General features: G+C 69.2%; 18 protein-coding genes. 7 read left to right on the top strand and 11 right to left on the bottom strand.

Annotation, left to right across the window (positions count from 1 at the left end):
• Window positions 1-797: lipid II flippase MurJ (locus VI056_13415; GenBank protein HEY6204026.1), on the bottom strand; the 797-nt coding region annotated here is incomplete at its 3' end.
• 74 nt (window positions 798-871) lie between these two features.
• Between VI056_13415 and rpsT the strand changes: the two genes are divergently transcribed.
• On the top strand, window positions 872-1,144 hold the full coding sequence (rpsT, locus tag VI056_13410; GenBank protein ID HEY6204025.1) for a 30S ribosomal protein S20: 273 nt from the start codon (window positions 872-874) through the stop codon (window positions 1,142-1,144).
• Here rpsT and VI056_13405 read toward each other — a convergent pair.
• The 10 genes from VI056_13405 to VI056_13360 all read right to left on the bottom strand — a co-directional run bounded on the left by VI056_13405 (window position 1,141) and on the right by VI056_13360 (window position 15,520).
• Entirely contained in the window at window positions 1,141-3,666 is a 2,526-nt protein-coding gene (locus tag VI056_13405; protein ID HEY6204024.1) for a PEP/pyruvate-binding domain-containing protein, read from the bottom strand. The two genes, rpsT and VI056_13405, sit on opposite strands and share 4 nt — an antisense overlap.
• Window positions 3,667-3,669: 3 nt before the next feature.
• The gene (gene eno / locus VI056_13400) at window positions 3,670-4,965 is read right to left on the bottom strand and encodes a phosphopyruvate hydratase (GenBank protein HEY6204023.1); all 1,296 of its coding nucleotides are present in this window, start codon (window positions 4,963-4,965) and stop codon (window positions 3,670-3,672) included.
• Window positions 4,962-6,173 (bottom strand): phosphoglycerate kinase, encoded by a 1,212-nt coding sequence (locus VI056_13395; protein HEY6204022.1) that lies wholly within the window; start codon window positions 6,171-6,173, stop codon window positions 4,962-4,964. Before VI056_13395 ends, eno begins: the two co-directional genes overlap by 4 nt.
• Window positions 6,174-6,179: 6 nt before the next feature.
• The gene (gene gap / locus VI056_13390; protein ID HEY6204021.1) at window positions 6,180-7,202 is read right to left on the bottom strand and encodes a type I glyceraldehyde-3-phosphate dehydrogenase; all 1,023 of its coding nucleotides are present in this window, start codon (window positions 7,200-7,202) and stop codon (window positions 6,180-6,182) included.
• Window positions 7,203-7,227: 25 nt separating this feature from the next.
• Entirely contained in the window at window positions 7,228-8,199 is a 972-nt protein-coding gene (locus VI056_13385) for an ROK family protein (GenBank protein ID HEY6204020.1), read from the bottom strand.
• Window positions 8,196-10,193: a DUF4388 domain-containing protein gene (locus tag VI056_13380; GenBank protein ID HEY6204019.1), complete on the bottom strand. Its 1,998-nt coding sequence runs from the start codon at window positions 10,191-10,193 to the stop codon at window positions 8,196-8,198. Before VI056_13380 ends, VI056_13385 begins: the two co-directional genes overlap by 4 nt.
• Window positions 10,190-11,275, bottom strand: a complete 1,086-nt coding sequence (gene ugpC, locus VI056_13375) for a sn-glycerol-3-phosphate ABC transporter ATP-binding protein UgpC (protein ID HEY6204018.1) — start codon at window positions 11,273-11,275, stop codon at window positions 10,190-10,192. Before ugpC ends, VI056_13380 begins: the two co-directional genes overlap by 4 nt.
• Before the next feature lie 18 nt (window positions 11,276-11,293).
• Entirely contained in the window at window positions 11,294-11,821 is a 528-nt protein-coding gene (locus VI056_13370) for a hypothetical protein (protein ID HEY6204017.1), read from the bottom strand.
• Between the two features lie 91 nt (window positions 11,822-11,912).
• Entirely contained in the window at window positions 11,913-14,888 is a 2,976-nt protein-coding gene (locus tag VI056_13365) for a phosphatase PAP2 family protein (protein HEY6204016.1), read from the bottom strand.
• Window positions 14,888-15,520, bottom strand: coding sequence for a DedA family protein (locus VI056_13360; protein HEY6204015.1), 633 nt, complete (start codon window positions 15,518-15,520; stop codon window positions 14,888-14,890). The genes VI056_13365 and VI056_13360 overlap by 1 nt, the downstream gene beginning before the upstream one ends.
• Before the next feature lie 55 nt (window positions 15,521-15,575).
• Here VI056_13360 and VI056_13355 point away from each other — a divergent pair, with 55 nt between their 5' ends.
• Genes VI056_13355 through VI056_13330 form a run of 6 tightly spaced genes read left to right on the top strand, consistent with a single transcriptional unit; the run spans window position 15,576 to window position 23,937 of the window.
• Window positions 15,576-16,796: a glycosyl transferase family 2 gene (locus tag VI056_13355; protein HEY6204014.1), complete on the top strand. Its 1,221-nt coding sequence runs from the start codon at window positions 15,576-15,578 to the stop codon at window positions 16,794-16,796.
• Window positions 16,793-18,916 carry a glycogen debranching N-terminal domain-containing protein gene (locus VI056_13350; GenBank protein HEY6204013.1) on the top strand — a complete coding sequence of 708 codons (2,124 nt, stop codon included), beginning with the start codon at window positions 16,793-16,795 and terminating at the stop codon, window positions 18,914-18,916. Before VI056_13355 ends, VI056_13350 begins: the two co-directional genes overlap by 4 nt.
• Window positions 18,913-20,133, top strand: a complete 1,221-nt coding sequence (locus VI056_13345) for a glycosyltransferase family 4 protein (GenBank protein HEY6204012.1) — start codon at window positions 18,913-18,915, stop codon at window positions 20,131-20,133. Before VI056_13350 ends, VI056_13345 begins: the two co-directional genes overlap by 4 nt.
• On the top strand, window positions 20,130-21,923 hold the full coding sequence (locus VI056_13340; GenBank protein HEY6204011.1) for a glucosyl-3-phosphoglycerate synthase: 1,794 nt from the start codon (window positions 20,130-20,132) through the stop codon (window positions 21,921-21,923). The genes VI056_13345 and VI056_13340 overlap by 4 nt, the downstream gene beginning before the upstream one ends.
• Window positions 21,920-22,768 (top strand): pantoate--beta-alanine ligase, encoded by an 849-nt coding sequence (gene panC / locus VI056_13335; protein ID HEY6204010.1) that lies wholly within the window; start codon window positions 21,920-21,922, stop codon window positions 22,766-22,768. Before VI056_13340 ends, panC begins: the two co-directional genes overlap by 4 nt.
• On the top strand, window positions 22,765-23,937 hold the full coding sequence (locus VI056_13330; GenBank protein ID HEY6204009.1) for an MFS transporter: 1,173 nt from the start codon (window positions 22,765-22,767) through the stop codon (window positions 23,935-23,937). The genes panC and VI056_13330 overlap by 4 nt, the downstream gene beginning before the upstream one ends.
• Window positions 23,938-23,996 lie beyond the last annotated feature (59 nt).

The raw sequence follows: 23,996 nt of genomic DNA, 5'->3' as shown, positions 1-23,996 counted from the left end.
TTCAGCGCCGTGAGCGATCCGGGGCGCATGCCGGATGCGAGATACGTGTCCACGAAGAACACGACCTGGACCGCGCCGAGTGAAAGGGTTCGCGGCCCGGCCAGCGCGAAGATCTGACGCACGCCCGGATGGCCGAGATCGAACGTGAGCTGGTACTTCGTGCGACGGAACGTGAGCTCGGGCAGTTGGACGAGGAACATCATCACCGCGCCGGCGACGACGCCGTACGCGAGAGCGTTGATCCCGACGAATGGCGACGCGAACAGCGCGAAGAGGATCTGCACGCCGTTGTAGACGAGAGGCGCTATCGCTCCGGCGAGGAACTGCCGGTATGACTGGAGCACTCCCGTGACCAGCGAGGACAGCCCCATGAAGATCGGGCTGAGCAGCATGATCCGCGTGAGCTCGATGGTGAGGTCGAGCTGACCCGGCTGGCTCGCGAAAGCCGGCGAGACGATCAGCGTAGGCACGATCCACGGCGCGGCAAGCCACATCACACCGGAGAGGAGCACGAGCGCGAGGACGAGGACATTCATCACGCTCGACGCGACGTGCCACGCCTCGTCCTCGTTCTCTTTCGCGAGGTAGCCCGCGAACACCGGGATGAACGCCGATGCCAGCGCGCCCGCCACGACCAGGTTGAACAGCGCGTCCGGGATGCGGAAGGCGGCCCAGAAGGCGTCGAGCTGCGGCGTCTCGCCGAACGTCGCACCGAAGACCGAAAGGCGAAGCCAGCCGAGGATCCGGCTGGCGATGAGTGCGGCGATCATGACGAGCGACGCCCGAGCGATGGACATCGTCACCGCGTGAGTATGAGCGAGCCGGGCGGCCATACGGTCCTGCGACGGATGTCGTGTATCGTTCCGGCCCTATGGCGAAGAAGAAGCGCTCCGCTCTCAAGCGCATCCGTCAGACGCAGCGTCGCACCACCATCAAGACCGTGGCGCGCTCGGCCGCGCGCAGCGCGGTGAAGACCGCGCGCTCCGCGATCGAGAAGGGCGGCGAGGCGGTCCAGGAGGCCGTGGCCGAAGCCGCGAGCATGCTCGACCGTGCGGCGAAGCGCGGCGCGATCCACAAGAACGCGGCACGGCGCAAGCGCAGCCGCGTCGCGAAGCGCGCAGCGAAGAGCACCAAGAAGACCTAGGGCCCCTCGAGCGCGACCGTCCCAGCAGAGCCGTCGACGACGACGTGCTCGCCCGTCGCGATCCGCGTTGTCGCTTCCGGAACGCCGACGACCGCGGGTATCCCGTATTCACGCGCGACGACCGCGCCGTGGGACATCATCCCGCCCATCTCCATCACCAGCGCGCTCGCCGTGAGGAAGAGCGGCGTCCAACCCGGATCGGTGGCCGGAGCGACGAGGACCTCGCCGGGCTCGAGCCGTGCGCCTGCGGGCGAAAGCATCACGTGCGCGACGCCGCGCGCGGTGCCCGGTGATGCCGGCGTGCCGCGGATCGCACCGTCAGTCGCGGGTGAGGCGAACGCGGCCTCGGCGTCGGTCCCATCCGACAGGAGCACACGCGGGATGTGACGCCGCCGCTCCTCGCGGCGGTACTCCGCGCGACGCTCTGCGACGCGGGCGTGCATGTCCTCGCCGGCGACCGCGCGACGCGCGTCGTGAAGCGTGAGGAACCAGATGTCGTCCGCCGCGGCGACGCGCCCGTCGGCGGCGAGCGCCACTCCCACGGGCGCGAGGATCGCTCGGCCGCGGGCGAAGACGCGGACCACCTGGAACTTCGGCGCCTCGCGCACGCCGGCGAGGGCGCGAACCCGTCGGAGGAGCTTTCGCGCGACGAATCGACGCGGACCGTGGACCCGCGACAGTAGCGTTGCGATCGTCGCATCCGCCTCGCGCGCGCCGCGCGCGAACTGCGCGTCGGGGGCCAGAGCCGCCGTGTCGAGGCGCTGGTAGTTCGCGATCGCGCCAAGGAGATGTGACGGATCCTCCGACCAGCGCGGCAGGCCGAGATCGATCTCGGCGATCGCACGGTGCCCGTACCGCACCAGGAACGTCTCGAGCTCCTGCTGGAGCACTGGCGGTAGTGCACCGCGTCGGTAGTCCGCGCTCAGCTCCACTGGCGCCCGGTCCGCCAGGGCTGTGCGCGACGACGGATCGTCGCGAGCGCGGCGCGCGATAGCCCACAGGTCCAGGTCCATCTCGGTCGTCGGGTTGAAGGGCAGGCCGCGGAGCACCGTCCGCATTTCGTCATCGCTGGCGACACCGCGGAGCAGTCTTGCGACGCGGTTGTACGAGACAAGACCGGCGGCGGCTACCCCGACAAGCCTCGGGAACATGCGCGGCGGTATCGTGACGAGCAGACGCTCGAACGCGTCGAGCCGCTCGCCCGGTGTCGTGAGCGGTCCCACGTCGCTCGTGACGAGCGACTCCATGTCGCGCAGGACCCGGTCGCGCGTCGCCTCGGGACGGAGGAAGGCGCGGATCACCCACGGCGGCACTCCGGCGTGCTCGACCGCGCGAAGGATCGAAACGATCGCGCGGATGCGCGAGCCACCGCGCGGGGCGAGGCGCGGGTCGTCCAGCAGCCGCGTGTAGATCACCGAACTGCGCGCTTCCATGATGGAAAACACCCGGACCGGTATCTGCCGCGCGGCCGAGTTCCGAAGGACCGCGGCGAGATCGACCCAGAGGCGCAGGCCCGCATCCGCGATGACGGACGCACCTGCGGCCGGATCCGCGAGAGGCCTACCAACCGCGGAGGCGAACGCCGCGCTGAGCAACCGGAAGGTCTCGATACCCATCGGCGTGAAGGGCTGAAGAACGCCCTGCGCGACACTGGCCGAGAAGTACACGCGCAGGTCGCGCTCCGGATCGGGAGCGCTCGCGGGGATCGGATACAGCGTCGTGATGTCGCGCGACTGCACGATCCACAGCTTCTGTTCGTCGATCGCCCACTCGATGTCCTGCGGTTTTCCATAGTGCGCTTCGATGCGGGCGCCCATCGCCGCGATCTCGCGTAGGCCAGCATCGTCGAGAATGTCGCCGCGGCGCTCGAGGACCGCGCCGGTCGTCGTGTCGACGAGGTAGTGATCCGGATTCACCGCCCCGGATACGAGCTGCTCGCCGAGCCCGCGCACCGCATCGATCGCGGCGCGCCGGCGGCGGCCGGTGATGGGGTCGGCGGTGAAGAGGACGCCCGCGATCGTCGCGGGCACCATCCGCTGCACGACGACCGCCAGTCGCAGGGCACGCTCGTCGACCGCGTTCGTTGCCCGATAGGAGACGGCGCGCTCGTTCCACAGCGACGCCCAGCAGCGGCGGACCGCGTCGAGGAGCGCATCATCGCCCACCACGTCGAGGATGGTGTCCTGCTGTCCCGCGAAGCTCGCCTCGGGCAGGTCCTCCGCGGTCGCCGACGAGCGCACCGCGACTCGGCCGCCGAGCGCGCGGTACGCATCGCGCACCGAGTTCGCGATCTCCGCCGGCATCGCTGTCTCGATCAACTTGGCGCGCGCCGCCTTTGGGTCCTTCGGGTCGACCGCGGCCGCGCTCGCGGCCGCGACGTATGCGTCGGTGGTGATCACGAAGCCGTCGGGAACTGGGAAGCCCGCGAGGATGAGCTCGCCGAGGTTCGCGCCCTTACCGCCCGCGATCGGGAGATCGTGCGCGCCGAGCGCAGAGAGCGGAACGACGAGACGCTGATTCACGGGCTAGCGCCCGAAGCGCGGGAACGCGTCACGGCCCGGATACCGTGCGGCATCCTGCAGCTCCGTCTCGATCTCCATCAGGCGGTTGTACTTCGCGTTGCGCTCGCTGCGTGACAGCGAGCCGGTCTTGATCTGACCGCTGTTGAGCGCCACGGCGAGGTCGGCGATGGTCGTGTCCTCCGTCTCGCCCGACCGGTGCGAGATGACCGTCGAATACCCCGAGCGGTGAGCGAACTCGACGGCCTCGATCGTCTCCGAGAGCGTGCCGATCTGATTCAGCTTGATCAGGACCGCGTTGGCGACTTCCTCTGTGACGCCGCGCCGGATCCGTTCGATGTTCGTCACGAACAGATCGTCCCCGACGAGCTGAAGCCTGTCGCCGAGAGCGGTCGTGAGGTGCTTCCACCCCGTCCAGTCGTCCTCCGCAAGGCCATCCTCGACGGACACGAGTGGGTACTTCCCGCGCCACTCCGCGTAGCGCGCGGTCATCGCGGCTGCGTCGAGCGTCGCGTTTTCGCGCGCGAGCGTGTATTTGCCGTTCGCATACAGCTCGGTGGCCGCAGGATCGAGCGCGATCGCGACATCCTCGCCCGGGCGATAGCCGGCCTTCTCGACGGCCTGGAGGATGAGACGGATCGGCTCCTCGTTGTCCTTGAGCCCGGCCGGCGCGAAACCGCCCTCGTCGCCGACGCCGGTGCCCATACCGCGGTCGTGCAGGATCGCCTTCAGCGCGTGGAACACCTCGGCGCCGGCGCGCACCGCCTCGCGGAACGACGCTGCGCCGACCGGCACGACCATGTACTCCTGCATGTCGGCGGAGTCCGTCGCGTGCTTGCCGCCGTTGAGGATGTTCATGAGCGGGACCGGCAGCGTGCGCGCGATCGGTCCACCGAGGTAGCGGTACAGCGGCAGGCCCACGGCAGTCGCCGCGGCGCGAGCGCATGCGAGCGACACGCCGAGGATCGCGTTCGCCCCGAGCTTCGACTTGTTCGGCGTGCCGTCGAGCTCCAGGAGCAGCTTGTCGATCTCGGTCTGGTCGGCCGCATCTTCACCGATGAGCTCCGGCGCGATCACGTCGTCGACGTTGCTCACCGCCCTCAGAACACCTTTCCCGCGGTAGCGGGCCTTGTCGCCATCGCGTAGCTCGACCGCCTCGTGCGCTCCGGTGGACGCTCCGCTCGGGACCATCGCGGTGCCACGCGAGCCGTCGCTGAGCATGACGTCCACCGCGACGGTCGGGTCACCGCGCGAGTCCAAGACCTCGCGCCCGCGGATCATCTCGATCGTCGTCTCGCTCATGCGGCGTGGGTCTCCGTACGGTCTGGGATCGCAGCGACTCCGGGCAGCGTCTTTCCCTCGATGAGCTCGAGCGATGCACCGCCGCCGGTGGACACATGGGTCATCTTGTCCGCGAGGCCAAGCTCCTCGACCGCCTGCACGGACTCACCACCACCCACGACGGTCGCGGCTTTGCTCGCGGCGAGCAGCTCCGCGACGCGCTTCGTTCCGGTCGCGAACGCCGGGATCTCGAAGACGCCGACCGGGCCGTTCCAGAAGATCGTCTTCGCGCGCCGGATCTCCTCCGCGTATCGCTCGATGGTGCGCGGGCCGATGTCGACGATGGCGAGATCGTCGGACACATCGTCGATCCCCTTCAACGTCGCCGCGCGCGCGCCGGCCTCGTCGACGGACGGCGCGCAGAGCACGTCGGCGGGCAGCAGCACGCGTTTGCCCTGCGCCTTCGCGTCGTCGAGGATCGCCCTCGCCTCGCTCGCACGATCGGGCTCCGCGAGCGACCGTCCGATCTTGTGCCCCGTGGCAAGGAGGAAGGTGTTCGCCATGCCGCCGCCGATCGCGAGCGCATCGACGCGCGCGAGGAGCGCGCGGAGCACGTCGATCTTGGTGCTCACCTTCGCGCCGCCGATGATCGCGAGGAAAGGCCGGTCCGGTGCGCTTACGAGACCTCCGAGGACGAGGAGCTCCTTCTCGAGCAACAGCCCCGCGTACGCGGGAAGGATCCTCGCCACGCCCTCCGTCGAGGCGTGCGCGCGATGCGCGGCGCCGAAGGCGTCATTCACGTACAGGTCATAGCCGCTCGCGAGCTCCTTCGCGAACGCCGGATCGTTCTTCTCCTCCTCAGGATGGAAGCGGACGTTCTCGAGCAGTACGACGTCACCCGGGCGCAGCCGAGCGACCGCTTCACGCACCGCGGACCCGACCGACTCCGGCAGCAGACGCACGTCCCGTCCGAGGAGCTCGCCGAGCCGGCGCGCCACGGGTTTGAGGCTCAGCTTCCGATCGGGACCTTTCGGCCGTCCAAGATGCGAGCACAGCGCGATCGCGGCGCCGTGCTCGAGTAGGTAATTGATCGTGGGCAATGCCGCGCGTACGCGCGTGTCGTCGGCGACCGCACCGTCGGCGAGCGGCACGTTGAAATCGACGCGAACGAGGACCTTCTTCCCGGACGGATCGGCGTCCCGGATGGTCCGCTTCGCGAAGCCCGTCACGCGAAGCTACGCCGCGGCGGGAACGCGGAGCTTCGACGCGACGAACGCGGCGATGTCAGCGAGCCGACAGGCGTAACCCCATTCGTTGTCGTACCAGGAGATGACCTTCACGGTATCGCCGAGGACGATCGTGTCGATCGCGCTGACGATCGTGGAACGGTCATCGCCCTTCAGGTCGCTCGAGACGAGCGGCTCCTCCGTGTAACCCATGATCCCCTTGAGGTCGCCTTCGCTTGCGCGCTTGAAGGCCGCGTTCACCTCGTCCTTCGTGACCTCCCGCCCGAGCGTCGCGACGAAGTCGACGACGGACACGGTCGACGTCGGCACGCGGAACGCCATACCGACGAATTTCCCTTTCAGCTCCGGGATCACGAGCGCCACCGCTTTCGCGGCGCCGGTCTCCGACGGGACGATGTTCTCCGCGGCCGCGCGCGCGTCGCGCGGCTCTTTCGCGGCGGTGTCGAGCGTGCGCTGCGAGTTCGTGTACGAATGGACCGTCGTGAGGAAGCCCTTCTTGATGCCGAACTCGTCGTTGAGCACTTTCGCGACCGGCGCGAGGCCGTTCGTGGTGCACGACGCGTTGCTGATGATGTTGTGCTTGGCTGGGTCGTAGCGCTCCTCGTTCACGCCGAGGACCACGGTGACGTCCTCGTTCTTCGCGGGCGCGGAGATGATGACCTTCTTCGCACCGGCGTCCAGGTGGGCTTTCGCCTTCGTCCCATCGGTGAAGAAGCCGGTCGATTCGATGACGATGTCCACGTCGAGCGCCTTCCAGGGGAGCTTGGCGGGATCCTTCTCCTGCAGCACCTTGATGCTGTGGCCATCGATCACGAGCGAGTCCGCGCTGGCGGAGACCTCGCCCTTGAAGTCGCCGTAGTTGGTGTCGTGCTTGAACAGGTAGGCGTTCATCTGCGGGTCCGTGAGATCGTTCACGGCGACGACCTCGAGCTCAGGGTGCCGCTCCAGGACCGCCTTGAGGAACTGCCGGCCGATGCGTCCGAAACCGTTGATGCCGATGCGCACACCCATGGCTGACCCCCTTGTGATGGTGAGACTAAAGGAACCACTCCCCCTGCCCCGACAGACGCTGTCTGGCAGCGAAGACCGCACCCAGCATGCCGACATCGGCGCCGAGCTCCGCCGGCACCACCCGCACCGCGCCGGCCGGCGCGCGGAACGCGCGCTCCGCGATCGCGCGACGCATCGGCTCCAGCACATGAGCTGGTTGTTTGTCCGCGATGGATCCGCCGACGACGATGAGAGCGGGATTCAGCACGTTCACCAGGCCGACCGCGAGGTTCGCGAGCGCACGTTCCGCTCGCACGACGATCGTGGTCGCGCGGGGCTCGCCACGTGCGGCGGCGGCGAAGACCTCGGCCGCGTCTGTGACCCCGTAGGCATCGGCGATGTTGCGGCCCGCCGCGAACGACTCGGCGCAGCCGAACGAGCCGCAGCCACAGCGCGGCAGATCCGCGGCCGCGTCACGCGATGGATCGAGCTGGAACGCGACCGGCCAATGCCCGATCTCACCGGCGGTGTTCGTCGCGCCACGCAGCATGCGACCGCCGCTCACGATCGTTCCGCCGAGCCCGGTGGACACGGTCACGTAGATGAAGTCGCGCGCGCCGCGCGCGGCGCCGACCCGACCCTCGGCGATCGCGGCCATCGCGGTGTCGCGGTCGACGAAGACGGTGAGCCCATCGAGCGCATCGGACAGACGGGCGGCGAGCGGGAACTCGATGAATCCGACCAGGTTCGGCGCCTGATGCACCAGACCGGTGCGGTGGTCGAGGGGACCCGGCGCGGCGCAACCGACAGCGACGAGCTCGTGGAGCGGTAAGCCGGCCTCGCGGGCGCTCGCGCGAGCGGAGTCCGCGATCGCGCGAACGATCGACTCGGCGCCGTCTCGTGGCGTGCGACGCTCATCACGCGCGACGATCTCGTGGCGGTCGCCGTCAAGCGTCGCGATGACCGAGCGGATCTGCGTACCGCCGAGGTCGACGCCGAGGAAGTGGTTGTCGCTCAGACCCTGGGGAGCTTGCCCGCGAGCTCCGGCGACGACAGCACGCTGGCATCGCCGAGCATGACGCTCTTCGTCGCGGCCTTATAGCCCTTCTTCGCCTTGTCCTTGCCGAACGTCTTCTCGGCGTCGGCGAAGATGGTCGTCACGAGAAGCGCGAGGTACGGCAGCGCCTGCGAATCAGCGATCTGCTCGCGCTCGAGCGCCTCGACGTCGATGCGATCGTCGACGATCGGGAGCGGCCGATCGATCGGATCGGCCTGCTCATCGACGCGCATCAGCAGGTTGGCGATGCGCTCTTCGATACGGCTCTTGCCGTACTGGCCGTTGTTGTATTCGGCGATGAGCGCGTTTGCGAGCGCGGCCACCATGCCGGCGCGACTGCCCATGACGCCCGCGGTCGGTAGCGGCATGCCCGCGACGGGCGGCGGCGCCGGTTTGTCGCGACCGAAGCCGAAGAGCCCGCGCTTCTTTTTCTCGGGAGGTGCCGCCGGCGGTGCGCTCCACTCCTCGACCGGCGGAACGGGTGTTCCGGCGGGCCGGAGCGGAGGGATGCGCGATGCGGCGCCGGGTGGAGCTCCCCAGGGATCGGCGGAGCTCGCGTCCTGAGCGGCGGGAGCCGCAGGGGCGGACCACGTGCTCTTCGCCGGCGGTGTGGGCGCGACCCAGGTATCCGTGTCCGGCGCGGGTGCGGACGGTGGTGGCGACCACGAGGACGGCGCCGCCGGCGACGAGGAGGGTGGTGTGCCCCACGGGTCGTCGGACGTCGCGGGCGACGCGGGATCCGGCGCCGCAGACTTTGTCCAGCGTTCGGCCCCGGGGACCGGGTGCGCCGGAGTGCCCCACTGATCGGTCGCTGGCGGTGCCCACGAGCTCACCGGCGGTTCGACGGGCGCGGGTGCGTCAGGCTCGGTCGGAGCCGGGCCGAAGATCCCGGAAAGGGCGCTGAGGCGATCGTCCATGGACGAGGGCGCCGCCGCGTCCGGCGTGATCCAGTCCTGAGGCGGCGCTGGACTCTCAGGCGCGGGCCACTGCGGCGCGACCTCGGAGATCGGCGCCGGCTCCGCCGGCGTCGCCGTCCAGGGCCCGTCCGGCACGGCCTGATCCGGCGTGATCCAGTCCTGCGTCGGCGCGGGGACCTCGGCCGGCGCGGCCTCGGGCGACGGCGCGAACGTGTCCGCAGCGGGCTCGAACGTGCGGGCGGGCGGCTCGAACGTGGGCGCCGGCGATTCGAACGTTGGCGCCTGATGGGAGGGGGGCTCGTACGCCGGAGGTTCGTAGGCGGGTGTCTGGGGCGCCGGTGCCTGGTATGCAGTCGCCTCCGGTGCGGGCGCTGCGGCCGGCCTCGCCACCGGCTCGATCACGCCGTCGCGGACCAGAGCCGCGAGCGACGTGAGCGCGGCGTCATGATCGAAATGAAGCATCGCGGCGATCGCGTTCACGTCGCGCTCGCCGTTCACCGCGAGCACGACACGCCAGCGCTCCGACGTGAGGGTCACCGCGCCCTGGTCGACAGCGCGCTCGGACAGTCGGAAGGGTAGGTCGTCGCTCGGGATGAGCGCTCGGATCTCTTCCATCCGTTTGCGCTCGGCCTCGCGTTCCTCCTCCGCCTTCCTGCGCGCGGCTTCGGCTTCTTCCTCGGCCTTCTTGATCGCGGCCTGTCGCTCTTCCTCGGCCTTCCGTCGCGCTTCTTCGCGCTGCTTCTTCGCTTCGTCGGCCTTGCGCAAGAGCTCATCGAGCTTTCCCTCGAGATTCGCGGGCGGCGCGTCATCCCATGGCGTGAACTCGAACTCCGCTCCCTCGAGCGCGAAGATCGCGCCCAGCGCGAGCAGTGGCTCCTCTTCGCCGAGCACAGCGGTGACCACACGGCCATCGGCGATGCCAAGCGCACCCACCTGGTCCCCTGCGCGTAGCTGCAGCTCTCCGGTCTTCTTCGTTTGAGCGAGCATCTCGAGGACCGATCGGAGCGGGAAGTCTTGGACGCTTCCGCGCAGCGTCACCGCAGAGCGGCCTCCGTCGCCTTATCGAAGACGTGAAGCTTCTTGAGATTGAAGCCCACGCGCAGCGTCGAGCCCGGGCGGGTCTGCGTATTGGTCGAGACGCGCGCGACGAACGTCTGGCCATCCGCCGAGAGCTGAAGCTGCAGCTCGTTGCCAAGGAACTCAACGACTTCCACCTTTGTCTCAACGGGCAGGTGGCCGTTCTGCTGCGCGCTCGCCAGATCGTCGATGTCCTCGGGCCGGATACCCAGGATCACGTCGCGTCCGGTCGCCTCGGCGGCCTGACCCTTCACCGGCGCGCGGAAGAACCCCGCGTCCGCCACCGCGCCGCCTCCGGATCCAACGATCTTCGCTGGGAAGAAGTTCATCGACGGGGATCCGATGAAGCCCGCCACGAACAGATTCGTCGGACGCTCGTGCAGGTTCTCGGGTGTATCGAGCTGCTGGAGAACTCCCGCGTTCATCACCGCGATGCGGTCGCCCATCGTCATCGCCTCGACCTGATCGTGCGTGACGTAGATCGTCGTGCGCAGCAAACGCTGATGGAGCTTCTGCAACATCGCGCGTGTCTGGATACGCAGCTTCGCATCGAGGTTCGAAAGCGGCTCGTCCATCAGGAAGACCGCGGGCTCGCGTGCGATCGCGCGACCAACAGCGACCCGTTGTCGCTGACCGCCGGAGAGCTCCTTCGGCTTGCGCTTCAGCAGTTGACCGATCGAGAGCATCTCCGCGACCTCGTTCACACGCCGCTCGATCTCGGGGCGCGCGACGTTCCGGAGCTTGAGGCCGAACGCGATGTTGTCGTACACGCTCATGTGCGGATAGAGCGCGTAGTTCTGGAAGACCATGGCGATGTCGCGGTCCTTCGGGGCGACATCGTTCACGCGGCGCTCGCCGATGAAGATATCCCCGGTGCTCTGCTCTTCCAACCCGGCGAGCATCCGGAGCGCGGTCGTCTTGCCGCAGCCCGACGGGCCCACGAGAACGAGGAACTCCTCGTCCCGGACCTGCAGATTCAGATCCTTGACCGCGGTGAAGTCACCGAAGCTCTTCGTCACGTGGTCGTAGGTGACCGTCGCCATCCCGCGGTCAGTCTAATGTCAAGGCGCGTCGGGCAGCAGGCGCGAGAACAACGAGCCGAACCGCGTTGCCGCCCGGTCGATGAGCGTCACACGCGCCTGGACGGCGTCGTCGCGCGAGCGGTCGGCGTCCGGCCGGACGCGCGCCAGGACGCGGATCCGGTAGGCCACCGCGCCGGGCGGCGGATCCAGCCGCACGAACAGGACGCGTCCCTCGCCGGCCGCTACGGCCTCGCTGTCGGCTATGGCGATCTGCCGGGGACGCCCCGTCGCGCTCGCGTAGTAAGCGATGCGGACGAAGGCCTCACGCACCTCGCTATCCGAGACGGCCAGGCGCACAGCGAGGGCACCCTCAGGCGGCAACGGACGGAGCTCGCTCTCGATGCCCCAGGCGCGTCCACTCGGAACGCCGAGCGCGAAGATGCCAGCTTGCTCTTCGAGCGTCGCGCGCGGCGTCGTCCGACGGAAATGCGTGCGGTCATCATCGGCGGCTGCGGGCGCAACGACGATGGCGAGCAGTACGAGTGCGAGCAAGAGGGTCCGGCGCATGCCGCGACGTTAGACCGCGAGATGCCTCGTGTCTGTCCCTCGCCCGTCACACGTTCGTGCGACGAGGCATGACACAAAAGAGGTACCGCGTTCAGGCGAGGCGGACGAGGTACGTACCGATCTCGTACGGCGCGAGCCTGACGGCGACCGTGCCGTCGGCGACATCCGGCGGTGCCGCGGTGCGGACGATGTCGAGTCCCGTGTTGCCCAGGGCGAGATCGCCTTCGCGCAGATCGACGGCACGGGCATCCAGCGCAGGCCGCGCGAAGCGGAGCGTCACGGACGACGGGTCGCGCGACGGATTGAAGACACGCGCAACGATCGCGCCGTCCGGGCCCGCGCGCAGCGCGGACGGCTGGACCGCCGGATCGCCCTCGACCGAATAGAAGGAGCGCCATGCCGCGTCGCCCTGGCCGCTCCACGGGGGTGAGAGCCACTCGCGGATCTCTCGCGCGGCGCGCGGCAGCGTCATGTCGCCTCCGAGCGGCACGACGCAGTAGCGGTACGCACGCTCGCCGATGCACTGCGCGCTCGGTGTCACCAGCGCGGGTCCGGCGTGTCCCTTGCGTTCGGGGAGATCGCCGCGCGACAGGAACCCCACCGCCCTGAGGAGCGTGATCGCGATCGTCCGCCCGTCGTGAAGAACGGCGTACTCGCGAAGGCCGTCGACGCCGATGGCGACACCGCGCGTCGCTCCCTGGACTGCCACGAGGTCGTGGAGTGCGCGCTCAGCGGTCGGCTGCTCGATCCAGCCCGGGCGCGGGGCAACGCGCGTCTCGCGCTCCAGCCAGGCGAAGGCCGCGCCCGCGACGTGCGTCAGCGACCGCGTGCCGGTCTCACACAGCACGCGCAGCCGGTGATCGCGTGCCTGGTTATCGACCACGATGCGCACATCCACGCGTCGCGCACCGGCGTCGAGCGATATCTCGCTGCGGACCGGGCACGGTACAAGCTCCGGCGTGCGAGCCAGGCGGTCTTCCCGTAGACCTGCGGGAAGCCGCAGCTCGAACTCGACCGTCACGGTGGCGCGATCGCCGGCGACCGAAGCGCGCCGCGTCCCAGCGAGATCGCGCGACCCGAGCGTCGGGCCCGCATACGAATAGGTGTATTCGTCGCCACGGTCGCCCTCGTCGAGCAGCGCGCCGTGCGGGCCGGAACGCTCGCCGCTCGCGCGGTCGGTCACCACGAACGAGCCGTCGAGCGCGACCTCGACGCGCAGGGCCTCGTTCTCGATGACTCCCTTGTCCGAGGACGCAACCCCTGGGCCTTCCGCGCGCTGCGCCGGCGCCGTACCGAGCGCGGCGCAGTGCACGCGCGTGGGTCGTCCGTCGAGCGTGACGACAGCGGCGCGCTCCCAGGGCACCGCGCTCCACACGACCGGCACGTTCCCGCGCCCGGCAAGCCGCCGCTCGAGTCGGGCCGCGAGCGCCTCGCCCTCCGTCCGGACGCGCGCGAAACGCGGCGCCATGTCGACGTCGTGCACGGCGTCGATCGAACAGCCGCAGATGGAGTCGTGCGGGTGGTTCTGGAGGAGCGTGCGCCACAGCGAGCGCACCTCGTCGCGCGCGATCCCGCCCGCGAGCGCGTCGAGCGGCTCGCAGCGCTCCAGGAGCAGCCGCTCGCACCGGGCGTTCTCCTGCTTGATCCAGACACGCGCGGAATTCACGCCGCGGAGGATCGGGCGGTACTTGCCGCGCACCATCTCGCCGACGACCTCGCCGCGCGGCTCGGCCATCTCGGCCTCGTACTCCTCGAGGTTCCCGATGCGCGCATCGATGTTCCTCGCGGCCTCGTGAAGCGCGGCGACCGCTTCGGGCAGGCGCGGGTACGCGTCGACGTGATCGTCGCCGACCATGAACAGCAGCGTCTTGCCGTTCGCGTACGCCGTCGTGACGTCGAGCATCCGGCCCAACCGGCGGCGGATCCTCGCGCGAAGCTGCTCCGGCGTCTCGCTGAGCTCCCCCACCAGCTGTAGCCCGCCTGAGTAGTGGTCGACGAGGTGCGTCGCGAGAACGCGGTCTCCCGACGGCGCCTGCCAGCGGAACTCCGCGCCGACCCGTTCGCCCTCGTCGCCGACGCCACGCGAGAAGACGTACGAGCTGTATCCGAAGCCGCGAAGGATCTGCGGCGTCTGCGCGGGATGGCCGAAGGGATCCGCGACGTAGCCGACGCGCATCGCGCGACCGAACGAACCAGAGACCCGCAGTCCTTCCTGGAAGTTGCGGAGCAGCGACTCGCCCGAGACGAGCAGGTTGTCGGCGAGCACGTACCACGGTCCGATGAGGAGACGGTCCGAGCGCACCAGCGCCTCGATGCGCGAGCGATCGGCCGGTCGCTTCTCGAGGTAGTCCTCGGCCCAGATGGTGTGCCCGTCGAACGTGAACGAACGGAACGCATCGTCGCGCTCGAGGAGATCGAGGAGCTTCGACACCATCGGCACGAGCCGCGCGCGATAGCCCTCGAAGCGCTCGTACCACTCGCGATCCCAGTGCGTGTGCGGAACGACGAAGGCACGCCAGCGCACGCGTCTCCGCAAGAGACCGACCACGAGCGGCGCGGTGAGACCGGAGACCGTGCCAAGGATCGCACCGGCGGTGACGTCGATGGGGTAGTGCACGCCGACCGCAACGCGCTCGAAGGCAACGGCGAACGCGAACAAGAGCGCCGGAAGTCGCCACGCGGGAGCGACCTGACCGAGCGCCACCGCTGCGCCGAACGCGAATGTCGCGTCGCCCGAGGGGAACGAGAAGCTCGTCGGTTCGTCGATCAGCGGGCGCGGAAGATCCAGGACCACCGTGAACGGACGCGGGCGCTGGAAGACGAGCTTCAGCAGCTCGGCCGTGAGCCAGCCATCGCAGAGTCCGAGATAGACCGTGAGCATTCCCCACAGCCCGCGACGCCCCCAGTCTCGCGAGCGAGCGACGAAGAGCCCGGCGATCCACCACACCAGTCCGTTCCAGTTGAGGTAGGCGACGATGATCGCGAGAAAGGCGAGCAGCAGGTTGTTGGAGACGGCGGTGACGATCGCGCCGTAGAGCTGGCGGTCGAACGCGAAGACCCCTTCCATCAGCGGCGCACGTGCCGCCACACGAAGAAGCCAACGCCCAGGGCGATGAGGGCAGCGACGAGATAGTCCAGTCCTTTGAGCGACTGCTTCAGCTCGAGCCAGTGATCACCGAGCTGCATCCCGCCCCAGACCAGCAGCATCACCCAGGGGATGGCGCCGAGGATCGAGAACAACGTGAAGCGCCACAGCGGCATGCGCGCGATACCCGCGGGCACCGAGATGAAGGTGCGCACGATCGGCAGCATGCGCGAGAAGAACACCGTCGCCTCGCCGAAGCGCGCGAACCAGCGCTCCGCGAGCTCGAGATCGTGAGCGCTGATGAGCACGTATCTGCCGTATCTCTCGACCAGGGGGCGGCCACCATATGCTCCGATCGCGTAGCTGGCGAGCGACCCGAGCGTATTGCCAAGCACCCCAGCGAGCACGGCGCCCCAGTAGCTCCACGGCGACGACGTGAGTGGCTCGACGAGTCCGCGCGACACGCTCCAACCGGCGAACGGAAGGATCAGCTCAGATGGCACGGGGATCGCACAGCTCTCGATGGTCATCGCGATGACGACACCGACGTAGCCGAACCGCTCGTAGAGCGATTCGAGAAAGGGCAGAACGATCGCGTCGAGCGCTTCGAGCACGCCGGTATGATGGCCCGAGGACAGGAAGGGTGCGTGAACTCACATGGAGGGACGCATGCCTGACGATCAGCTGACACTCGACGAACAGCTCAAGGGCGGGATCACGAAGATCGGCTCGGCCGATGTCGTCGTGGGGATCCCGAGCTTCCGCAATGCGGCGACGATCGGATTCGTCGCGTCGACCGCGGCGAAGGGACTGCGCGAGCATTTCCGCGGCGCGCGCGTCGCGATCGTGAACGCGGACGGCGGCTCGCAGGACGGCACGCCCGATCGCGTCGTGGACGGGGCGGCCGGCGTGCCCGTGGCGGTGGGCAGTTACATCGGACCGCCGGGCAAGGGCTCCGCGTTCCGCGCGATCTTCACCGCGGTCGGCATGCTCGGCGCACGGGCGTGCGCTGTCGTCGACAGCGACCTGCGCAGCATCACTCCCGAGTGGATCGGGCGGCTCCTGACCCCCATCACGAGCGGCGACGCCGACTACATGACTCCGCTCTACGCACGGCACAAGCACGACGGAACGATCACGAACTCGGTCGCCTATCCACTCACTCGCGCGCTGTACGGACTCCGCGTGCGCCAGCCGATCGGCGGCGAGTTCGGGTTCCGCGCCGACCTCGCGCGCGCGTATCTGGACCGGCCCGTATGGGACACGGACGTTGCGCGTTTTGGGATCGACATCTTCATGACCACGACCGCGATCGCGCGCGGCGCGCGCGTCGCACAGGCGTTCCTCGGCGCGAAGGTGCACGACCCGAAGGACCCGGCGGCCGACCTCGGCCCGATGTTCACGCAGGTCGTCGGGACGCTCTTCCGCATGGCCGCCGAGAACGAAGCGATGTGGTCAAAGGTGCAGGGCTCGAAGGACGTTCCGCTCATCGGCGAGGTGATCCCGGTCGAACCCGAGGCGGTGCCGGCGGTCGCCGCTCGTCTACGCGAGAAGTACGAGGCCGGAGCGAAGGAGCAGATGGCCGTCTGGCGCGAGATCCTCGGCGACAACCTTCCGCATCAACGGCTCGATGTAGAAACGTGGGCCGGCGTCGTGTTCCGCTTTCTTGACGCCGCGCTGGTGCGTCCGCAAGACAGCGAGCGCCTCGCGAAAGCGTTGCTGCCTCTTTATCAGCTGCGCACAGCAACATTCATCGAGGACGTGGCCGATATGACCACGGCGCAATCCGAGGCCGTCATCGAAGACGGGGCGCGCTCGATGGAGGAGGAGAAGCTCCGATTCATGGAGAGACGCAGCCAGGCGAAAGCCAGGAGCACGTCCACCGCGTGAGCGTTTCGCTCAAAGAGGACGCCCTCGTCCTCATCACGGAGAACGATGGCTCGCTGACGCTCGGGAGCGCGAGTCCGTTCGGGCTCTACTACCACGACACCCAGTTCCTCTCGGGATACGCGCTGCGCGTGAACGGGTCACCGCCGATCCTGCTCTCGGCGAACACGGAGCAGAACTACGTCGCGACGTTCCAGCTCATGCGCGCGGAGGGAGCGACGATCGGCACCGCGCGCCACACGGCTGGAGCGCTCTCCATCCGGCGAACGCGTTTCCTCGCGGACGGCATGCGCGAGCGCATCGGGGTGCTCAACGCGAACCCCCAACCGGTGCACGTCGCGCTCGAGCTCGAGTTCGAGGCATCGTTCCGCGACATGTTCGCAGTGCGTGGGTACCGCGAGGTCGCCGCGACACCGCACGAGATCAAGCGGGGCACCCGCGAGGGCGGCATCGTCTTCGAGCGCGTCGGCCGCGACGCGGTGCGACGCACGACGGACATCACGATGCGCCCGGCGCCCGATCGCATCGAGGGCAACGTCTTCCACATCGAGCGCGATCTGCCGCCACAGGGCGTGCTCACGATCGAGCTCATCGTGATCCCGCGCGAGGACGGCGCGGGCGCCGCGCCCTCGCCGGATCGCTTCGACGACGCCATCGACGCGCTCAACGCCCGTTATCGCCGCTTCCTTCGCGGCTGTGCTCGCTACACGACGAGCTCCGAGACGCTCGACGAGGGCCTCATCACGCGCAGCGCTCTCGATCTGCGCGCGCTCATGGAGTTCCACGACAGCGGCCCGTACCCGACCGCGGGCATCCCCTGGTACGCGGTACCGTTCGGGCGCGACGGACTCATCTGCGCGTACCAGACGCTCGGCTGGAATCCCGACGTCGCGCGCGGCACGCTCCGGCTCCTCGCGAAGTACCAGGGCCAGAAGGTCGACGACTTCTCGGAGGAAGAGCCGGGAAAGATCTTCCACGAGCTGCGCCGCGGCGAGCTCGCGCGACTCGGAGAGATCCCACATCGTCCGTACTACGGATCCGTCGACGCGACGCCGCTCTTCGCGCTCCTCGTCGCCGAGACCGTGAAGTGGACGGCGGACCGCGAGCTCTGGCGCGAGCTGCTGCCCGCGGCGGAGCGCGCGCTCACGTGGTGCGACACGTACGGCGATGCCGATCGCGATGGGTACGTCGAATACGGGTCGCGCGCGGAGCGCCGCAACGCGGATCGACTGCACAGTCAGGGCTGGAAGGATTCGCCCCAGTCCCTCTCCGAACCCGACGGGACGTGGTCGAAGCTCCCCGCCGCGCTCGTCGAGGTCCAGGCGTATCTGTACGCCGCGAAGATGGGGCTCGCCGACCTTTACGCGCTCGACGGCGACGCGGCGCGCGCGGACCGACTCCGCGGCGAGGCGCGCGAGCTGCGCGAGCGCTTCGAACGCGACTTCTGGATGCCGGACCAGGGGTGCTACGCGCAGGCGCTCGACGGCGACAAGGAGCAGGTGCGCGCCGTGACGAGCAACGCGGGACACGCGCTGTGGGGCGGCATCGCGAGTCCGGATCACGCTGCGGCGGTCGTGCGCCGGCTCATGACGCCGGACATGTACACCGGCTGGGGCATCCGCACGCTCGCGAGCACGTATCCGACGTACAACCCGATGAGCTATCACAACGGCTCCGTCTGGCCGCACGACAACTCGCTCATCGCGCAGGGCTTCGCGCGGTACGGCTTCCGCGAGGAAGCGGCGGAGATCACGAGCGCGCTCATCGAGGCCGGTCGACGCTTCCCGGATGCGCGGTTGCCCGAGCTCTTCTGTGGCTTCCAGCGCGACCTCCGCTTCGCGTCGCGCCCGGCGGACTACCTCGTCTCGTGCATCCCGCAGGCGTGGTCGGCAGGCATGGTCTTCCTCTGCATGCGCACCCTCCTCGGGCTGACGCCTGACCTAGCGACGCAGCAGCTGCTCATCGATCCGGCGCTGCCGCCGTGGTTGGAGCTCATCGACGTCCGCGACATGCAGATCTTCGGCGAGCGCGTGACGTTCCGCGTACGTCGCGGCGCGAAGGGCGACCACGTCGCCGGCGGCCAGGGCCGCCTCTCGCAGACGAGGATGGCCGCTCCCGCGTGACCCGCGGCGTGCGCCGCATCCTGTTCGTCCACTACACGACGCCACAGATCCTCGGCGGCGTCGAGCAGGTCATGGGCGCGCACATCGCCGCGCTCCTCGCAGCGGGTAAAGAGGTGGCGGTCCTGGCCGGCCGTGGCGGAGCGAAGCCGCCCGGCGTGCGCGTGGTCCGCGTCGCGGAGGCCGACTCGCGACATCCGGCGGTCGAGCGCGACCTCGCGGCGCTTTCGAAAGGCGTCGTCACGAGGGATCATGAAAAGCTCGTCGCGCGCCTGGAGGCCAAGATCCGTCCACACGTGGAGCGTGCGGACCGCGTCGTCGTGCACAACATCATGACGATGCCGCTCAACCTCGCGCTCACGGAGGTCCTTGCAACACTCGCGCAAGAGCATCCCGGCCGTTTCATCGCCTGGACGCACGACATCTCGTACTACGATCAGCGCTACGCCGCCCTGCGACGCGACGGCCCGCCGTGGGACATCGTGACTCGCGCGGTGCCGGGCGTTCGCTACGTCACGGTGTCGCGGGAAAGGGCGCAGCAGCTGTCGCAGCTCACCCGGCTTTCGCGCGACGAGATCGAGGTCGTGACCAACGGCGTCGACGTCGGCGAAGTGCTCGGTCTCGCGCCGACGGGGCTGCATCTCGCGCAGCGCCTTGGGCTCTTCGACGCGGACCCGCTGCTCCTCCTCCCGGTCCGGCTCACGCGGCGCAAGCGCATCGAGGCGGCGATCGACGCCACCGCGGTCCTTCGCCGTCGCGGTCGTAACGCGGTGCTCGTCGTGACCGGGACCGTTGGGCCGCACGACGCCACGAACAAGGCGTACCTCGCCGAGCTGTCGGCGCGCGCGAAGAAGGTGGAGGGTGTTCACCTCCTCGCCGCGCTCGGCCTGCGCGTCAAATACGGCACGGTCGTGGACCTCTTCGCGCTCGCTGACGTGCTCGTCTTCCCGAGCGAGAGCGAAGGCTTCGGGATCCCGATGCTGGAGGCCGGCTTGCACCGCATGCCGATCGTGTGCAGCGACATCCCCGCCCTGCGGGAAACGGGCGGCGACGACCCGATCTACGTCCCGCCGGACGCGAGCGGCGAGGTCATCGCGGACGCGATCGAGCGCGCGCTCGACACGCCGGTGATGCGGATGCGCGTCCGCGCGCGCGAGCACGCCTGGCCGCGCGTTCTGCGCGAGCGCGTGCTACCCGTCATCCTCGGGGGCGCCGTATGAAGTGTCTCGTCGCGATCGTCGACCCGGAGCGCGACCGCGCCGTCGTCGATCTGGCCGTCGCCCTCGCCGCCGGAGACGAGCTCGTCCTCGTGTCGGCGATCGAGGTGCCCGAGGGCGACGCGCTCGCCTCGGTCCAGCCCGAAGCGCGCCGGCTGCGGCGCACGCTGGACCAGCTCGTGCCGGCGAACGCACGAGCACGAACACTGGTGACCGTCGCGCGACTGGGATGGCAGGCGATACAGGAGACCGTTGCGAACGAACGCCCCGACCTGCTTCTGCTGTCGTGGCGGCGTCCCGGCTGGGATCTCCTCGGGACGACGATCGAGGACGTCCTCCGCAATCCGCCGTGCGACATCGCCGTGGTGAAGGGTCCGCTGTCGCGCGCGCGGCGCATGCTCGTCCCGGTGCGCGGCGGCCGCTACGCGGACCTCGCAGCGAAGGTCGCGATCGGCTGGGCCCGCGCGCGCGGCGGCAGTGTGACCCTGCTCCACGTGCGGACTCCGGGCCGCCGCACCCCCACGCTCTACCAGCTGCTCGGCGAACGCACGCTCGACGACCGCGTCGATCGGCTGATCACGCGCACCGGCGATCCTGCCGACGTGATCAACGAGGAGCTGGCCGAACACGATGCGATCGCATTCGGTGCGACGGGACGCACGGATCAGGAGGATCCACTTGGTCCGGTCGGTCAGTCCATCGTCGCGAACGCCCGTGCTGCCATCGTCGTGCGCACGGCGACGCCGGTCAGCCCTGAGCTCACGCTTCCGCTGCCGACGCTGCCCGCGGACCGGGCCGACCGCAGCCGTGTCATCGGCGAGATCGTCGACAAGTGGTTCGTCCAGAACACCTTCAGCTCCACCGAGTTCGCGGACCTGCGCCGTCTGGTCGAGGCGAAAGAGCGTCAGGGGCTGACCATTTCGGTCGGCCTGCCCACGCTCAACGAAGAGGCCACGGTGCGCCGCGTCATCCGCGCGATCCGCACGCGCTTGATGGAGCGCTTCCCGCTGGTCGACGAGATCGTCGTCATCGATTCGGATTCCGACGACCGCACGCGCGAGATCGCGCGTGAGGAAGGCGTCCCGGTCCACATCCACAGCCAGGTCCTTCCCGGCACGGGCAGCTACATCGGCAAGGGCGAGGCGCTCTGGAAGAGCCTCCACGTCCTCCGCGGCGACATCATCGTGTGGATCGACACGGACGTCTCGAACGCGCACCCGAAGTTCGTGTACGGCATCGTCGGTCCACTGCTCATGCGCCCGGATCTGCAGTTCGTGAAGGCCTTCTACCAGCGGCCACTGCGTGTCGGCGGCGAGCTGCAGGCGACCGGCGGTGGGCGCGTCACCGAGCTCACCGCGCGCCCGATCCTCAACCTCTTCTTCCCGGAGCTCTCGGGGATGGTGCAGCCGCTTTCCGGCGAACAAGGTGGACGCCGCGCGCTGCTGGAGCAGCTTCCCTTCTTCACCGGCTACGGCGTCGAGACCGGCCTGCTGATCGACACGCTGCACCGAGCGGGCCTCGGCTCGATCGCGCAGGTCGACATGAAGCAGCGCATCCACCGCAACCAGACGCTCCTCGCGCTCTCCAAGATGAGCTTCGAGATCCTTCAGGTCGCGCTCCGGCGCGTCGGCGAGGCGCACGGAGAGAGGCTCTGGGACGAGGCGAACTCGTCCATCAAGCTCATCACACCGGAGGAAGGAGGAAAGCTGCATCTGGAGATGCACGACATCATCGCGACCGAGCGTCCACCCATGGCGACCGTGCCGGCCTACATCTCCTCGCGCGCACGTTGAAGGTCCTTCATTCGGTCGCCGACGTGCGCGCATGGCGCGCGGGCGCAGGTCGTGTCGGCTTCGTGCCAACGATGGGCGCGCTGCACGCCGGCCACATCTCGCTCGTGGAGCGCGCCGCGCGTGAGAACGACGCCTCGATCGCATCGATCTTCGTGAATCCGACGCAGTTCGGTCCGACTGAGGACTTCGCCGCCTACCCGCGGAAGGAGGCCGAGGACATCGCACTGCTCGAGAGCCATGGATGCGCGGCCGCCTTCGTCCCGCCCGTGGCCGAGATCTATCCACCCGGCGACGCGACGCGCATCACTCCCGGACCGATCGCCGCCCCGCTCGAGGGCGCGGCGCGCCCCGGTCATTTCGTCGGCGTCGCGACGGTCGTCGCGAAGCTGCTCGCGATCGTGCGGCCCGACAGCGCGTTCTTCGGGCAGAAGGACTTCCAGCAGCTGCGCGTGCTGCAGACCATCGCGCGCGATCTCCGGCTTGGCGCTGACATCATCGGTTGTCCCACCGTGCGCGAGCCGGACGGCCTCGCGATGTCGTCACGCAACGCGTATCTCACACCTGAGCAGAGGAGAGACGCGGTCGCGCTCTCGCGCGGTCTCTTCGCGGCCCGCGAGCTGTGGGAGAAGGGCGTGCGCGAGCCAGAGCGCCTGACCGATGCGGTGCGCCGGTACACGGATGGACCGGGCATCTCGCTCGAGTACGTCTCGGCCGCCGATCCGTTCACGCTCACGGAGCTCCACGCGCCGGCGGACAGCGCGGTCATCTCGCTCGCCGCGCGTGTGGGCAAGGCGCGGCTCATCGACAATGTGCTCCTGGGCATCGACCTGGCGGACCTCCGTTGACCCGGCGCTCACTTCTCGTCGCGTTCAGCGTCGCCCACTTCGCGCATCACGTCACGAACAGCCTGCTCAGCGCGCTGCTTCCGTTCATCAGTGCCGCGTTCGGATTGTCGTACACGAGCGCCGGGTTCCTGGTGAGCGCGTACTCGATCGCGTCCGGCATGACGAACGCGCCGCTTGGCGTCCTCGCCGACCGGATCGGCGCGCGGCGCGTCATCGTCTGGGGCCTCGTTCTCATCGGCCTGTCGAGCATCGCGATCGGCCTGTCTAGCGAGTACTGGCAGCTGCTGGCGTTCCTCGCGGTCATGGGGATCGCGAGCGGCACGTATCACGCGCCGGCCTCGGCGCTCATCGCCGAGATGTTCTCCTCGCGCCGGGGCATGGCGATGGGCACGCACACGACCGCCGGGCATCTGTCGTTCTTCGCCGCGCCGCTCGTCGCGGGCATCCTGGCGACCGCGGGCACGTGGCGAACGCCGTACATCGCGTTCGCGATCGCGCCGATCGCATGCGCGCTGCTGCTATGGCGCGTCGCGCCGATGGGCACGCGCTCGACCGGCCGTCACGGCTGGCTCGCCACCGGCGGCGACATCGCGATGGTGGCGCGACGCGTCGGAGCGCTCGTCTCGCTGTCGATCGTATTCCAGGTCGTGATCTCCGCCGCGATGGCGTTCCTCAGCACGTACCTCGTCGACGCGCGCGGGATGTCGCCAGGCGTCGCCGCGGCACTGTTCGGTGTGCCGCAGCTTGCGGGTCTCATCGGCGCGCCGATGGCCGGGACGCTGTCCGACCGCTTCGGACGGCGCATCGTGCTCCTGCTCGGGCTCGCGCTCATGGGCCCCGCCGCGTGGGCGCTCACCGTCGTCCCGAACGAGCTGGTCTTCCTGCCGCTCCTGCTGATCGGAATCTCGTTCTCGATCCGCGCCACGACGACCGAGGTGCTCATCGTCGACAACACGCCCGCCGAGCGACGATCGACCGTGCTCGGCACCTATTACCTGGTCAATCAGCCTGTCGGCGGCGTGGCCGCCCCGATCTTCGGCGGCATCGCCGGGGCGATCGGCATGGCCGCCGCATACGGCTGGCTCGCCGTGATCTTCCTGGTCCTTTCGGCGATCGCGCTCGTCGCGGCCTGGCCTACGGCGCGAGCGCTCCGGCGCGCGCCGTCCTAGCGGACCGAACCCTCCTCGTTCGCGGCGGATCTCGACTCGCTCACGAGCGACGAGCCGCT

The sequence above is a fragment of the Candidatus Limnocylindria bacterium genome, from assembly GCA_036523395.1.
Lineage (GTDB): Bacteria > Chloroflexota > Limnocylindria > P2-11E > P2-11E > CF-39.
This window is presented reverse-complemented; position numbering and strand designations above follow the sequence as displayed.